Source organism: Paenibacillus lignilyticus (assembly GCF_017942085.1).
Classification (GTDB): domain Bacteria; phylum Bacillota; class Bacilli; order Paenibacillales; family Paenibacillaceae; genus Paenibacillus_Z; species Paenibacillus_Z lignilyticus.
Map to the genome: position 1 here is coordinate 1 of NZ_JAGKSP010000025.1, position 12,409 is coordinate 12,409.

Sequence of the window (12,409 nt, forward strand, 5' to 3'; positions counted from 1 at the left end):
AGAAGGATAGGCGTTCAACTTTTATCATAAGGACTACCTTTCTTTATATCTGAATCGTGAGTATCAGATGTTTTGCAGAAATAGGTTGTGAGTTTACCGTAGTTAGAGTAACACTGTTTACAACCAATATCAATTCATTTGTATCCCCTCTGATTCCGGATTTTCCCTGTTTTGCGTTTCAACTCTTCGATATAGAACGAAGACCTACCCCGCTGGGATAGGTCTTCGTTTCTCTATAGATGTAGTTTGTTAGCTTTAAAAAGCACCAAAGGTCGGGTAGTAGTAGATTGTATCGTCATATTCATCGTTTTTGTATTCCCTGCCACCCCAGGCGATGACCAGGATTTTATCCTCATCCATCTCTCTTTCGAGATGCTCGGCATATTGCTTTGAAATCCCAAGAGACCTCATCTTAGCGCGAAGCTCATCGCCGGTCGAACGGAACACATTAGCAATCGCCGTGCCGACTCCCTCATCGGATACGCCAATCTGCTCGGCATCCGTGTTCTCCGCGATTCTGGCCGTCCTGTCCTTGTCATGGGTCAATACGAAGATGTTGTTCGCATCATAGCCTTCGCCGCGGAAGCGATTGACCTCTCGTTGAACCTCGTTCAAGTGGCCAACCGTGTGTACCTTCGTCGTCATCGTTTGAATTGTCATTGTAATTCCTCCTCGTCAATGAATGTTTGGAATCGGTGAAGCTTGAGACTAGCAGCTTGTACTATACTCGTCGTCTTCCGAATATCAATGAAGCCAAGAACATAACCAGGAAGACTACGAATAATATCTTCGCGAGGCCGGCCAAAGCGGATGCGATGCCTAGAAAGCCGAATATGCCAGCGATGATTGCGAAGATGAAAAACATCAGTGCCCATCCTAACATAACAGTCACCTCTTCTTCCAAATAGCTTGTTTGCCTTGCTTGATACTGCATTAACCTAATTGATTAGGGTTGAAGCAACTGCATTGCAATTATTCGAGCGCTACTCGGCCATTATATGTAAGGATTTTTTCGGTGAATTTTACGACGAAACTAGCCTGTTTCAGATCTGCCCAAGCTGTGTAAAAATGCTCACGGAATGCGTTGTTTCATAATGGTCGCCGAAGCCCCGTCCACAGAGCTTTTTCTTTTCCAGACACAAGTCCCTCTCCCTCTTCACCATCGTACGTTAAAATTGTTCGATAGAAGAAGAATTCACAGCCTCCAAAAAAAATCTCGGAGCCTTGGTTATTTTTAACGCTTGAAATGCGTCGGTTGGCATAATTCCTTGCAAGATTGGAAGACACCTCTCCAAATCATTTCTTCTAGTGCCGATAACCGGATCGCTCAACAATTCAAAACCAAAATCGGCATACAGTTTTATTGCGCGATAACTCGATGGCTGCGTATGAAGAAACACCGGAAACTCAGACATTGACAGACTTTGCATGACATATGAAAGCAATGCTCTGCCGATCCCGAAACCCTCATATTGTTTTAGAACCTTGAACCAATGAATGGTCGTAATCTTCTCGTAAGCTTTCCAAGCGAAGCATGTTGCAATCGGGCGGTCTTGCGTATCACATACAAAAAGGCATCTATCAAAAAATACTTCTTTCTTATCCGAGTATACATCTTGAAAGAAGGATGACATAAAGCCTCTATACTTTTCAGCTTCCCCTGCGTTATCGAACGGAAAGTCCATCCAGATGCCAAGCTCCGCTTCGCGGCATTTTCGAATGCGAAACCCTGTTGGGAGACTCCGAACTGCACTAGGGTTTAACTCCGTACACATCATAAACAAGTTTATATCCGGTATTCCTTCCGACAAAGAGCCCACCTCAAATATAAATTCTTTCAACTCTACAATCACCGGAACGAGAAAATAAAAGCATGCGGTTTTTTAGAACTCGCATTTATCGCACTATCGTTCCAATCGAGTCGACTACGCATTGGTATCTAACATTGCTGGAATGTTTATTTCTTTTACACATGAGGCTTTGGACAGGTTCATTACGCATTTAACTAAAGATACAATATCTTGAAGAGGAATCTGCGTGCCGTTGTATGCTGACAAGACTTTCTCAATCCCATCTTCCAATGGAATTTGGGTTGCAATTTCACCGGGATTTATACAAGTCACACCGATCCCATATTTCTTTACATGCTCCCGTATAGCGTTTCCAATGCCTCGCCCAATCCTTTACTTGCTCCGAAGATAATAAAATTTCTCATGAGTTATCCTCCGATTTGATTCATTTCAGCCTGAACGCAACTTAGTATCTGAATCTTGCCAATGAGTGGGGGTATGAGAGACAATGGACAAGAATCGAAAGAGGGAGTGAGCGCTACCATGAGCATGCTGGATTTCCCAAGGAACCCGTTAGAAAAACCAAACTACACGCTTATTTTCCACGATGACTTCGAGACAACCGAGTTGGATCGCGCGAAATGGCTGCCTTATTATTTACCGCAATGGAGCTCCAGACGGAATGCTGCTGCAAACTATCACTTCGTAAATAGTCAGCTCCTATTGAGCATTACCAAGGACCAACAGCCGTGGAGTCCGGAATTTAATGGAAGCGTGAAAGTTAGCAACTTACAAACAGGAGTATTTTCAGGACCGCTGGCCAGTGCGTTTGGTCAGCATCGGTTTTCGCCTAATTGCATCGTTCGCGAGGAACAAGCTGAGGAGCGGTTATTTGTCCCGCAATACGGCTTTTTCGAAATTCGGGCTAGAGGTCTGGGCACACCGCGGAATGTCTGCGCGTTCTGGATGATAGGCTTTGAGGATTCGCCCGAACGATCCGCGGAAATTTGCCCGTTTGAGCTGAAAGGATGGAACGTGAGGGACGGATCCTGCACGCTCGGGTTTGGCATCCATGCATTCGGTGACCCTAATATAAAAGAGGAGTTTTTCGAACGGGATTTTGCCATTGATCCGACGCGCTACCATGTATACGCGGCAGATTGGACTCCTGAAGGCGTCGACTTCTATATTGACAACGAACTCGTCCATCGCTCTGCACAATCACCCGGCTATCCCATGCAGCTGATGCTTAACATCTATGAGGTCCCTGCGCAAGAAAGCGGAAACTCGGAACAACCTGTGTATCCAAGTGATTTTGCAATTGATTACGTGCGGTGCTTTCAACGAATCGGAGATTAATGTCCATACACTAATGAATTATCCGTGTAACTAATTATTAGTTCGTTTGTTAACTTCAATCGCAATGAACTCCGGCAAATAATTGGGAGTACAGCCCTTTGATACCATTTCATCTTTATAAAGACCCGTTTCCTCACCAAGTTTAATGCAACGTGCTCGATTCTTTTGATCATAAACGCCTATCCAACCTGCGGTGAAATTCATAGCCCATTGAACTTCCGGTTCTTCCTGCGTAATAGTAGCTTCAATTGCAGATAGTAAGTCTTCGGTGTTATCGGGCGGTGTTTGTCCCATCCATCTCAATCGCCCTTTATAATACCAGAAGGTTCTCCTTTGAAGAGCAGACGGACTATATTCCCATAACTCCATCAATGCAATTGTCTTCTTGTCTTTGGTGAGCTGATTAGCCATTAACCAATCCATTAAGTTATTTCGCTCATCAAATGTGTGAATCTGCATATCCTTATCAAGCTTATCTAGCACATCTTCCGAAAGAAGTTTTTTGTCCATAATTAAGATTGCCAATAGTCTGGGCAAAACCTCTTCGGTTGACCAAAGTTCCATAGCTAGTTCGTGATCTATTTTAATGTCCTTCGCGATTTTACGTAAGTCGCCTAGTTTAGTTTTACTATCGATCTGTAATAGAATGTTTTCTGCTTTTGAAGAGCGTTTCATTTCTGTACTTTTATTCTTATTCATTTGACACAACTCCTTTCTTAAAGCACAGTTTCATACGATTACTTATGATAAGGTTCGCCGCGGTTAATCTTCACCGCCCGGTACACCTGCTCCAGCAGCACCAATCGCATGAGCTGGTGCGGCAACGTCATGCGCCCGAAGCTCAGCTTCTGCTGGGCGCGCTTCAGCACGGCGGGCGCGAGGCCGTTGCTCCCGCCAATAATAAAAGCCACGTGGCTCCGCCCATACGTGGCTAAATTATCGAGCTGGCCGGCGAGGTCCTCGCTCGACCAGAGCTCCCCATCCAGCGCCAGCGCAATCACATGCGCGTCCGGCTTAATAACCGCGAGCAAGCGCTCACCCTCGCGCTCGCGAACAATGGCTTCCTCGGCGGCGCTCATCGTCTCAGGCGCCCGCTCGTCCGGCACTTCCGTGAGCGTGAGCTTCACGTACGGTCCAAGACGCTTCGCGTATTCGGCGATGCCGAGCACGAGATATTTTTCCTTCAGCTTTCCGACAGCAGCGATTTGAATATGCACCGGCTACACCACCAAATACTCGGCAATGTGATCGCACAGCTCGCAAGTGGCCGGCGCTTCCCATTCCGTGAACTTCGTCGTCACCAAATCCACGATATCCGGTGCATCCTCGTATTCATCCACAAATTTATCAATCGCCAGCTCCACATGCTCTTTACATACACAATACATCTGCCAGATCCCCCAATTGTAGTCTGTTTCCTGTTATGCCTTGCCCCATGCCTGGTTTACGCTTTGTTCTTGCCGTTTCTTTGCCCATGCTTGCTGCTTCCATTGCCTTACCCGGCCTCAACGTAAAACCCCATATCCACGCAAAGAGATCAGCTCGTCGTAACGCACGCCCGCACCTTCCGAGCCTGCACGAGCTGATCCGCTTCGCGACTATACCGTTATTCTTCCGTCTTCTCCGCCAGCTTAAACGTTGTCGTTTGCTTCTTGCCGTCACGGTAGAAGGTCACTTCAATCTCATCGCCGATCGTCTTCTTGCCGTACAAATATTTGCGCAGCTCCATCGTACTGCTGATGGATACGTTGTCGAGCTTCACGATGACATCGTTAAACGCCAGCCCCGCTTCCTCCGCCGGACCGACCGCTTGCAGCACAATTACGCCCTGCTTCACATCATCCGGCAGCTTCAGATCGCCTTGCGGCATCATCACGCCTTCGTCTTCTCCGCCCACAGCAGCACCATCGCCGGACTGTGAGCCTTCCTCCGTGGACTGCTCCTGATCCGCGCCGCCTGCGCTGCCATCATCATCGCCATGACCTTGAGCAGCAGCCGCTTGCTGCGCCATATACAAGCCCAGATCCATCGTATACACGCCGAGATAAGGACGCTTCACTTTGCCATACTCCAGTAAGCTTTGCACAATTGGCATCGCAATATGCGAAGGAATCGCAAAACCAACGCCTTCCACGCCATACTCCGCAATCTTCATGCTATTGATACCGACCACGTTGCCGTCCAGATCGATCAGCGGACCGCCGCTGTTGCCTTGGTTAATGGACGCGTCGATTTGAATAACTTCCTGTTCCCAGTCGTAGTTGCCGTCTTGGCTGAGCGACACCGGAATGATCCGTTTCGTCTTGCTCACAATCCCCATCGTGAGCGAATCGCTAAGTCCAAGCGGATTCCCGATCGCCATCACCCATTGACCGGCGCGCAAGCCTTCGGATTCCCCGAATTCGGCTACCGCATCAATGCCGTCAGCATCGATCTCCAGCACGGCCAGATCCGTAATCGCATCAGTCCCGACAACCCTCGCATTCCGCGTTTCGCCATTGCTGAGCACGGCTTTTACCGCAACGGCATCCTCGATAACGTGATTGTTCGTGATGATATGCGCCTTGCCTTTGACCTTCTCGAAAATAAACCCGGAGCCCAGAGCCGCTTGCTGCAGCTCAGGAGAGCCATCTCCGCCATCAGTACCTGCCGAATCATTACCATCACTTTCAGGCTGAGCCTGCTCATTGATAATACTGACGACAGCCGGACGCATCTTCGCCGCAGCCGAGATCGTCTTCTCGAGCGGATCATTGCTCAAGCCCACATTAGTCACGCCCGCAACAGCGGATACAGAACCTTCACTACGGTCAAAACCCGTAAATAAACCAAACACCAGCACAGCAGCCAGTGCGCTAACCATCGAAGAAGCTACAGCCACACGTACAGGCGTCCAGCGGATGCCGATCCCGCGCTTGCTAAACGAAGCGTCACGGCCCGTAGACCGAATACGACGCGATACACGTGTTGAATAGAAATCATCATCAAACAAGCTCATCTATAATCGCTCCTCTCGATGTCACCCTGACATCAAGACCATTATTTTACGAATCTAGGAATGATATCGGTAGAACGGTCTACAATAATAATAGAATAATAAATAAATAGATGAAGGAGCGAATCTCATGAAATCCAGAAGTTCCTCGGCCCTTGACCATCTTAATCTCGTAGCCAAGCTTGCCGACCTCAAAGAGGATCATTACCGCACCCTGCTTACCCTCAGCGCGATGACTGAGCTGCTCATGGATAAAGGCATTCTCACCCCGGACGAACTTGAACGCAAAATCGCTTCGCTCGATTCCGAGCTGGACGAGCTTATCGTCGGCGCACTTCGTCCCATGCCGTAGGCCGGTCATGGAACGTTTCGCGCAGCGGATGCTCATCGCGCTTGAAGAAGAAACCGTTGTTCTCCAAGATGCCGTTCACCGTCAGCTTAGCCAGATCCATCAAATTGTGATCCAAGCTAAGATGCGCCAGATAGACCCGCTTCGTTCGATCCGTCATCAGCTGGCATAACGCTTCTCCGGCTGCTTCATTCGACAAATGGCCGATATCGCTGAGAATGCGCCGCTTAATGTTCCACGGGTAACGCCCCATCCGCAGCATGTTGACATCATGGTTCGACTCCAGCACCAGCACATCGGAATCTTCTATCATGCGCCTTACTTTGTCGCTGACATAGCCAAGGTCTGTGGCCAGACTCAGCTTGACGTCATCATCTTCAAAAACATACCCGACCGGCTCGGCCGCATCATGCGAAATCGCATACGATGTCGTCCGCATAGCGCCGAACTTCGCTGTTTCCCCTGTCTCCATAATGACACGCTGCTCGCTTGTTATGGTGCCGACATGGCGCTCAAGTGCACCCCATGTCGCTTCATTCGCATAGATCGGCACATTGTGCTTCCTGGCAAACGCACCAAGCCCTTTTATATGATCGGAATGCTCATGCGTCACGAGAATCGCATCGATTTCATGACCGGCGACGCCACGTTCCCGCATGAGCTCCTCGAGCTTCTTCGCACTTAAACCTGCATCAATAAGCACGGTCGAATCTTCGCACTGCACGATCGTGGCATTTCCTGTCGAACCGCTCCCAAGTACCGTAAATCGAAGTCCCATACTTCTTCTAAACCTGCCCTTTCCCCTGCTCCCCAAACCCGCCGATCGTTCGACGGGACACTGCGAAACCCCACTTATTCCGTCACAACTTCTCCGCTGATTGCATTCATGTAGTACTGTCCGCCATCCTCCAGCAGCACGCGCCATGTCGGCGCCGAAACCTGTGTATTGGAGTCAAAAATCTGACCGTGATAGCCCAGCTTGATCTCCCCGATGACGGCCCCGTTTTGCAGTTGATTCTCAATTAAGCTTGTCACCACTTTAGTGGCCGACAAAACCGACTGCGAGGTCGAATTCTGTGGCGGCAGCAGCTCGACAAGGTCCTGCCTGTACGCCGTAATCTTCTGATTTCGATAATCGTAATAAAGCTCAAGCTTGGCATCGAACATCGGGCGCCCTTCAACCATCCGGTACAAAATAAACTCATCTTCATGTACCGTACCCAGCGCATAATTCTCAAGCTCCGGGATAATGCCTCCGAGACTCGCCTGCAGCTCTTTCTCCTCGAACACAACCTTACTGTCTACCGGTTTCTTCAGTTCGTGGCGCTCACCTTTGCCGAGCTTGGTTTGGATTCGGTAGGTCAAATCCCGCAGCTCAGGAGTTTCCGAAGGGATGCTTGTTCCGAGCTTAATCTTCTTCTCTTCCATTAGCGCCTGCGTTTCCGGCCGCAAATCGCTCACATCCGCGCTCGTTCGCAGCCCCTCCCGGATATTGGACCAGAGCTGATACCCAAGCACGAGATTCAGCAGCAAAAATGCAAAAATCAACACACTTTTCGCCCTGCCCCAATCCATCCCTTCATCTCCTTCGACTGTAACCCCGCTTACGGCTGCTCCGCAGCAGCGTCGCCATCTCCACTGCCTACATGGGTCGCTTCTCCGCTCACAGCAGATGTAATATCCGCCGCAGCGGCAGGCGCACCTGCCATATCGCTATCCGCGGGAACGGCATTGCCGGTTCCTTCACTTGAGCCCGTGCCTTCACCGGCATTCGCTCCCGCATCGATTCCATCTTGCTTGTCACTTTCATTCGTGCCATTAAGGCTGATTAAGCTGCTGATGTGTCCGGATAATGGGCCGCCGCTCAGCTGTGCTATACCGCTGGAAGCTGCATTATCACTCGGTTCATCGCCCATGCTTCCGGTGCCACCGGTATTGCTCGTCTTCTGGAGCGGCGCACCGCCCGGCTCACCGGGCATCGGCTTATAACCGCCCGGAATCGCTTGAAGCAGGTTCTCCTGGGTGCCGTCTACGAGACGAACAGCCCAGATTGGCTCCAGCTTCATTACATTCTTCTCGGTTGATATCGCCAGCAGCGCAGGATAGATCGCAGTCACTTCCAGTCTGCGACCGTAGTTCTTAAAGGCGTTCTCCAGCATATCGCCGCCTGGCAGCCAACGGATGTCCCGTTGCTGTGCCTTCTTCTGCAGCGTGAGCAGCGAACGCTCATACTCCGAAACAACGCCTTGCTGCAAACGCAGCCTCATGCTGCCGAACATGAACGGCTCCTGCGGTATAATCGGATACGAGCCGTAGTACTGCTGGAATCGCAGCACCTGTACGCTCTCGAACGTACCCGCATGCGTGAAGCGATGCATTCCATCCCAGCCGCCGTGCTTGTTAATGAACTGAATGGCCGCGTATACGTTCTGACTCTCGTTATCGTCTTGGCCTTGCACCGATACGGGGTCCGTATAGCTGATCCATCGTCCGTCCTGCTCCACCTGGAGCCCGCGCTTGCCATCCGTATAGATCTGCGAGCCGCCTTGATCGCTGATTACCCGCGTAACGCCGGGATCAAAGAACAAATACTGCTGCATTTGCTCCGGCGAATACGTATCGTACCCCACGGTCAACTGCATCGACTCCACCGGTCCATCCGGCGTATAGAGATCATCGCCGATTTTCCGATAGTTCGTCTGATACTCCCCGTAACCGACATACATCTGAACGTCTTGCGCCGTTAAATCCGCTTTCACCGATTCATACACGGTCAAGCCGTCGCTGCTGAAGAAATACGTTCGGATTTCATCCCGATCGCTGCTTTTATAGATCCAGATCCGGTTGACGACGTCATCCATAAACGTCGCATCGCCTTCCAGCTTCAATACTTTGCTTAACAGCTCAACCGGAACGCCTCGCCCGAACCGCAGTTCAAGCCCTTCATCGCGATTGCGGATTTCATCCCAATCGACGACGACAGCCGCGCTCCGCTGAAAGCCTTTAAACTCGCGGCTCTTGATCTTGCCGAAGATCAAGTTATAGAAATTCGAGGCCGGGTACAAGAGCGTATGTTTTCCTTTGCCCAGATGCAGAACCATGTCTTCCGGAAAAATAACGTTCTCGATCTTCTCCTCTTGCCCCATCGGCTCGGCCGGCACATAATCCTGCTGCGGTGTCGTTGTTACTCCGAGGCCGGGCATGCTGTATGCGAGCATATAGCTTTGAATCAGACTGAGAATAACGAGCGCCGTGAGCACCGCGGTCTTCAGCTTGTCCATCATGCGCTCTCACCTCCGCCGACCTGCACAGGCAGAATGACCGTTACCGTCGTTCCTTCATTCAGCTCGGAATCGAGCGCAATGGAGCCGCCATGCGCCTTCACAATTTCCCGGGCAATGGACAAGCCCAAGCCGGTTCCGCCCATGTTACGAGAGCGGGCTTTATCGACGCGATAGAATCGGTCGAAGATACGGCCAAGGTCCCGTTTCGGGATACCGATCCCCGTATCCTTCACGCTAATGGCGACCGAAGCCGGCTCAAGGCGGCGTGCCGCAATTTCAATGCGCCCGCCGTCGAGCGTGTATTTAATCGCGTTCGAGACGAGATTATCGAGCACCTGATCGATCTGATCTCGATCGAGCCAGATGGACGTGATCGCATCTTCTACCCGTACCGACGCCTTAATCGCTTTCTTCCGCAGCTGGAAGGAGAAGCGGTCAGCCACTTCCTCCAGCATGTCCGGCACATTCGTCTGCTGCCGCCGCAGCGGAGCTTGATTGGAATCCAGCCGCGATAGATGCAGCAGATCCGTAACGAGACGAATCATCCGCTCGGTCTCGTTCCGAATAACGCCGACGAATCGCTGGCCAAGTTCTCGCTCATCCATTGCGCCGTCATCGAGCGCTTCCGCATAACTCTTGATCGTCGTGAGCGGCGTGCGCAGCTCATGCGATACATTCGCAACGAACTCGCGCCGCGATTGCTCAAGCCGCTCCTGCTCGGTGACGTCCTGCAGCACCGCAATCGTGCCGCTGATGCCTTGATCCCGGCGATGAATCGGCGTCAGCGTTACGCGCATCAGCTCTTCCTCATCGCCATCGGTCTCCAGATGGTAGAGAATTGCCGAAGGCTCATTCCCTTTCTGCAGTCCCGTCAGCTGCGCTTCATCCATGCCGAACAAATCGGTTAGACGAATGCCCTGGCAATCCTCCCGGCGCAGCATTTCCTGCGCCCGCCGATTCGTAATGATAACAACACCGCGCTCGTCGGCGGCTACGACACCGTCGCTCATATTGGCCAGAATCGAAGAAATCTTCTCTTTCTCTTCTTCCGTGGCCGACAGAGCATCGCGCAAGCGCATCGTCATATCGTTAAACACTTCGCTTAATCGGCCGATCTCGTCATTGCCGAGAACCGGCACCTGCTGGTCAAACCGGCCTTCCGCAACGGCCGCGGCCTGGCGGGTCAGTGCTTTTATCGGGTTCGTAATCGTATGGGCGAGCAGAATGCCGAGCACGCCCGTCAGACCTAGCGCGAAGAGCATCCCGGACATGAAGATCCGGTTAATCCGGTCAACGGTCGAATAGAGCTCCTTCATCGACGCGACCAGGTAGATCGCGCCTACCGTTTTCTCCCCATCCACAATCGGCTTGGCAATGATCTTCTTGCGCAAACCGTCCTCATCGATAATTTCCTCTTCGTTATCGCGAATCCCCTGCAGCGCCCGGCTGACAGCCAGCGAGGTATTCTTCTTGCCGATATAGGACTGATGCGCCTGCATGGAGGTGGCCAACACCTTCCCGCTTGCATCCAGAATTTGAATTTCAGCCTCGCTGATGCTGAACAAACTGCTAACAAGCACCCTGAGATACTCCTCTGTCGAGTTCTCGTCCGTGGTGCCTGTCTTGTCCAACCGATTGGACAGCGTTTGCGCCGATAATTTAGAGAGCAGATTGGCCTGCTCGTTCATGTTATTCGTAAACGTCGATGTCAGCGAGGTCTTCATCGTACTGATGAAATAGACACCGATCAGCTGCATCGCAATAAGAATCAGCAGCACATAAATAATAATCAGTTTAACTTGAATGGTTCGGAAAAACCGTATCCCGTTCATCCGTACCCGAACCCTCCGGATTTCGGATTGCGCATCAAGTATCCGAGCCCACGGCGGGTCAAAATATATTCCGGCCGGCTCGGATCATCCTCGATCTTCTCCCGAAGTCTCCGGATCGTAACATCCACCGTACGGACATCGCCGAAATACTCAAACCCCCATACCGCTTGAAGCAAGTGCTCACGCGTCATGACCTTCCCGCAGTTGCGGGCCAAATAATAAACGAGCTCGTACTCACGGTGCGTCAGGTCGAGCGGCTCATTGTCTTTATAGACGACATACATATCTGTATCGATAAACAAGTTGAAAATCCCCAGCCCCTGCTTGTCCTCGGCAGCCGGCATATTGCCGTTGCCTGCCGAAGCGGCCGCAGACGAAGAAGCGTCGTTCTTCTGGCGCCGCAAATGCGCTTTCACTCGGGCAAGCAGTTCGCGGGTACTGAACGGCTTCGTGACGTAATCGTCGGCCCCAAGCTCCAATCCAAGTACTTTATCCAGCTCGGTATCTTTGGCTGTCAGCATGATGATGGGCGTTTGCAAACGCGCGCGCACTTCGCGGCACACGTCCATGCCATCCTTCACCGGCAGCATCAAATCAAGCAAAATTAAATCCGGCAGCTCCTCAAACGCGAGTCTTACCGCTTCACCACCGTCGAAGGCGCAAATGACTTGATAGCCTTCCTTCTCGAGGTTGAATTTTATAATGTCCGCAATCGGTTGTTCATCATCTACGACTAATATTTTTCCGTGCATCGCTACACCGCCTGTCGCTTAGCAATCTTCCTCTATTCTACCATAGGA

General features: G+C 51.2%; 14 protein-coding genes and 1 pseudogene. 2 read left to right on the forward strand and 13 right to left on the reverse strand.

Annotation, left to right across the window (positions count from 1 at the left end):
• Positions 1 to 255: 255 nt before the first annotated feature.
• The 4 genes and pseudogenes from I8J30_RS29650 to I8J30_RS33380 form a co-directional block, all read right to left on the reverse strand.
• Positions 256 to 660, reverse strand: a complete 405-nt coding sequence (locus tag I8J30_RS29650) for a YflT domain-containing protein (RefSeq protein WP_210664051.1) — start codon at positions 658 to 660, stop codon at positions 256 to 258.
• Positions 661 to 721: 61 nt separating this feature from the next.
• The gene (locus I8J30_RS29655; RefSeq protein ID WP_210664052.1) at positions 722 to 883 is read right to left on the reverse strand and encodes a DUF1328 domain-containing protein; all 162 of its coding nucleotides are present in this window, start codon (positions 881 to 883) and stop codon (positions 722 to 724) included.
• A gap of 286 nt (positions 884 to 1,169) precedes the next feature.
• Complete coding sequence (locus I8J30_RS29660) at positions 1,170 to 1,841, reverse strand: GNAT family N-acetyltransferase (RefSeq protein WP_240548482.1); 672 nt, start codon at positions 1,839 to 1,841, stop codon at positions 1,170 to 1,172.
• Positions 1,842 to 1,925: 84 nt separating this feature from the next.
• Positions 1,926 to 2,174, reverse strand: a pseudogene (locus tag I8J30_RS33380) (short-chain dehydrogenase); the annotation flags it as partial.
• Positions 2,175 to 2,333: 159 nt separating this feature from the next.
• Between I8J30_RS33380 and I8J30_RS29665 the strand changes: the two are divergent.
• Positions 2,334 to 3,149 carry a glycoside hydrolase family 16 protein gene (locus I8J30_RS29665; RefSeq protein WP_210664053.1) on the forward strand — a complete coding sequence of 272 codons (816 nt, stop codon included), beginning with the start codon at positions 2,334 to 2,336 and terminating at the stop codon, positions 3,147 to 3,149.
• Positions 3,150 to 3,179: 30 nt separating this feature from the next.
• Here I8J30_RS29665 and I8J30_RS29670 read toward each other — a convergent pair whose 3' ends face one another.
• From I8J30_RS29670 to I8J30_RS29685, 4 genes are all read right to left on the reverse strand, one after another.
• Positions 3,180 to 3,848 (reverse strand): DNA alkylation repair protein, encoded by a 669-nt coding sequence (locus I8J30_RS29670; RefSeq protein WP_210664054.1) that lies wholly within the window; start codon positions 3,846 to 3,848, stop codon positions 3,180 to 3,182.
• A 38-nt stretch (positions 3,849 to 3,886) separates the two neighbouring features.
• Positions 3,887 to 4,366 carry a 23S rRNA (pseudouridine(1915)-N(3))-methyltransferase RlmH gene (gene rlmH, locus I8J30_RS29675; protein ID WP_210664055.1) on the reverse strand — a complete coding sequence of 160 codons (480 nt, stop codon included), beginning with the start codon at positions 4,364 to 4,366 and terminating at the stop codon, positions 3,887 to 3,889.
• A 3-nt stretch (positions 4,367 to 4,369) separates the two neighbouring features.
• Positions 4,370 to 4,537, reverse strand: a complete 168-nt coding sequence (locus I8J30_RS29680) for a CxxH/CxxC protein (protein WP_090980575.1) — start codon at positions 4,535 to 4,537, stop codon at positions 4,370 to 4,372.
• Positions 4,538 to 4,755: 218 nt separating this feature from the next.
• Positions 4,756 to 6,147, reverse strand: a complete 1,392-nt coding sequence (locus I8J30_RS29685; RefSeq protein WP_210664056.1) for a S1C family serine protease — start codon at positions 6,145 to 6,147, stop codon at positions 4,756 to 4,758.
• 127 nt (positions 6,148 to 6,274) lie between these two features.
• On the opposite strand from I8J30_RS29685, the gene I8J30_RS29690 reads away from it, so the two are divergent.
• A complete protein-coding gene (locus tag I8J30_RS29690) occupies positions 6,275 to 6,496 on the forward strand; it encodes a hypothetical protein (protein ID WP_210664057.1) in 222 nt (73 codons plus the stop codon).
• Here the strand turns inward: I8J30_RS29690 and I8J30_RS29695 are convergent.
• The 5 genes from I8J30_RS29695 to yycF all read right to left on the reverse strand — a co-directional run bounded on the left by I8J30_RS29695 (position 6,465) and on the right by yycF (position 12,361).
• On the reverse strand, positions 6,465 to 7,271 hold the full coding sequence (locus I8J30_RS29695; protein WP_091224690.1) for an MBL fold metallo-hydrolase: 807 nt from the start codon (positions 7,269 to 7,271) through the stop codon (positions 6,465 to 6,467). The two genes, I8J30_RS29690 and I8J30_RS29695, sit on opposite strands and share 32 nt — an antisense overlap.
• Before the next feature lie 74 nt (positions 7,272 to 7,345).
• A complete protein-coding gene (gene yycI, locus I8J30_RS29700) occupies positions 7,346 to 8,068 on the reverse strand; it encodes a two-component system regulatory protein YycI (RefSeq protein ID WP_091224689.1) in 723 nt (240 codons plus the stop codon).
• A 29-nt stretch (positions 8,069 to 8,097) separates the two neighbouring features.
• Complete coding sequence (locus tag I8J30_RS29705; protein WP_210664058.1) at positions 8,098 to 9,777, reverse strand: YycH family regulatory protein; 1,680 nt, start codon at positions 9,775 to 9,777, stop codon at positions 8,098 to 8,100.
• The gene (gene walK / locus I8J30_RS29710) at positions 9,774 to 11,609 is read right to left on the reverse strand and encodes a cell wall metabolism sensor histidine kinase WalK (protein ID WP_210664059.1); all 1,836 of its coding nucleotides are present in this window, start codon (positions 11,607 to 11,609) and stop codon (positions 9,774 to 9,776) included. Before walK ends, I8J30_RS29705 begins: the two co-directional genes overlap by 4 nt.
• Positions 11,606 to 12,361 carry a response regulator YycF gene (gene yycF / locus I8J30_RS29715; protein ID WP_210664060.1) on the reverse strand — a complete coding sequence of 252 codons (756 nt, stop codon included), beginning with the start codon at positions 12,359 to 12,361 and terminating at the stop codon, positions 11,606 to 11,608. Before yycF ends, walK begins: the two co-directional genes overlap by 4 nt.
• Between the last annotated feature and the right edge of the window lie 48 nt (positions 12,362 to 12,409).

Coding starts and splice junctions, on each gene's coding strand:
- I8J30_RS29650 (WP_210664051.1), bottom strand. CDS start 660: ATGACAATTCAAACGATGACGACGAAGGTACACACGGTTGGCCACTTG.
- yycF (WP_210664060.1), bottom strand. CDS start 12,361: ATGCACGGAAAAATATTAGTCGTAGATGATGAACAACCGATTGCGGAC.
- I8J30_RS29685 (WP_210664056.1), bottom strand. CDS start 6,147: ATGAGCTTGTTTGATGATGATTTCTATTCAACACGTGTATCGCGTCGT.
- I8J30_RS29670 (WP_210664054.1), bottom strand. CDS start 3,848: ATGAATAAGAATAAAAGTACAGAAATGAAACGCTCTTCAAAAGCAGAA.
- yycI (WP_091224689.1), bottom strand. CDS start 8,068: ATGGATTGGGGCAGGGCGAAAAGTGTGTTGATTTTTGCATTTTTGCTG.
- walK (WP_210664059.1), bottom strand. CDS start 11,609: ATGAACGGGATACGGTTTTTCCGAACCATTCAAGTTAAACTGATTATT.
- I8J30_RS29705 (WP_210664058.1), bottom strand. CDS start 9,777: ATGATGGACAAGCTGAAGACCGCGGTGCTCACGGCGCTCGTTATTCTC.
- I8J30_RS29690 (WP_210664057.1), top strand. CDS start 6,275: ATGAAATCCAGAAGTTCCTCGGCCCTTGACCATCTTAATCTCGTAGCC.
- I8J30_RS29655 (WP_210664052.1), bottom strand. CDS start 883: ATGTTAGGATGGGCACTGATGTTTTTCATCTTCGCAATCATCGCTGGC.
- I8J30_RS29695 (WP_091224690.1), bottom strand. CDS start 7,271: ATGGGACTTCGATTTACGGTACTTGGGAGCGGTTCGACAGGAAATGCC.
- I8J30_RS29680 (WP_090980575.1), bottom strand. CDS start 4,537: ATGTATTGTGTATGTAAAGAGCATGTGGAGCTGGCGATTGATAAATTT.
- I8J30_RS29665 (WP_210664053.1), top strand. CDS start 2,334: ATGAGCATGCTGGATTTCCCAAGGAACCCGTTAGAAAAACCAAACTAC.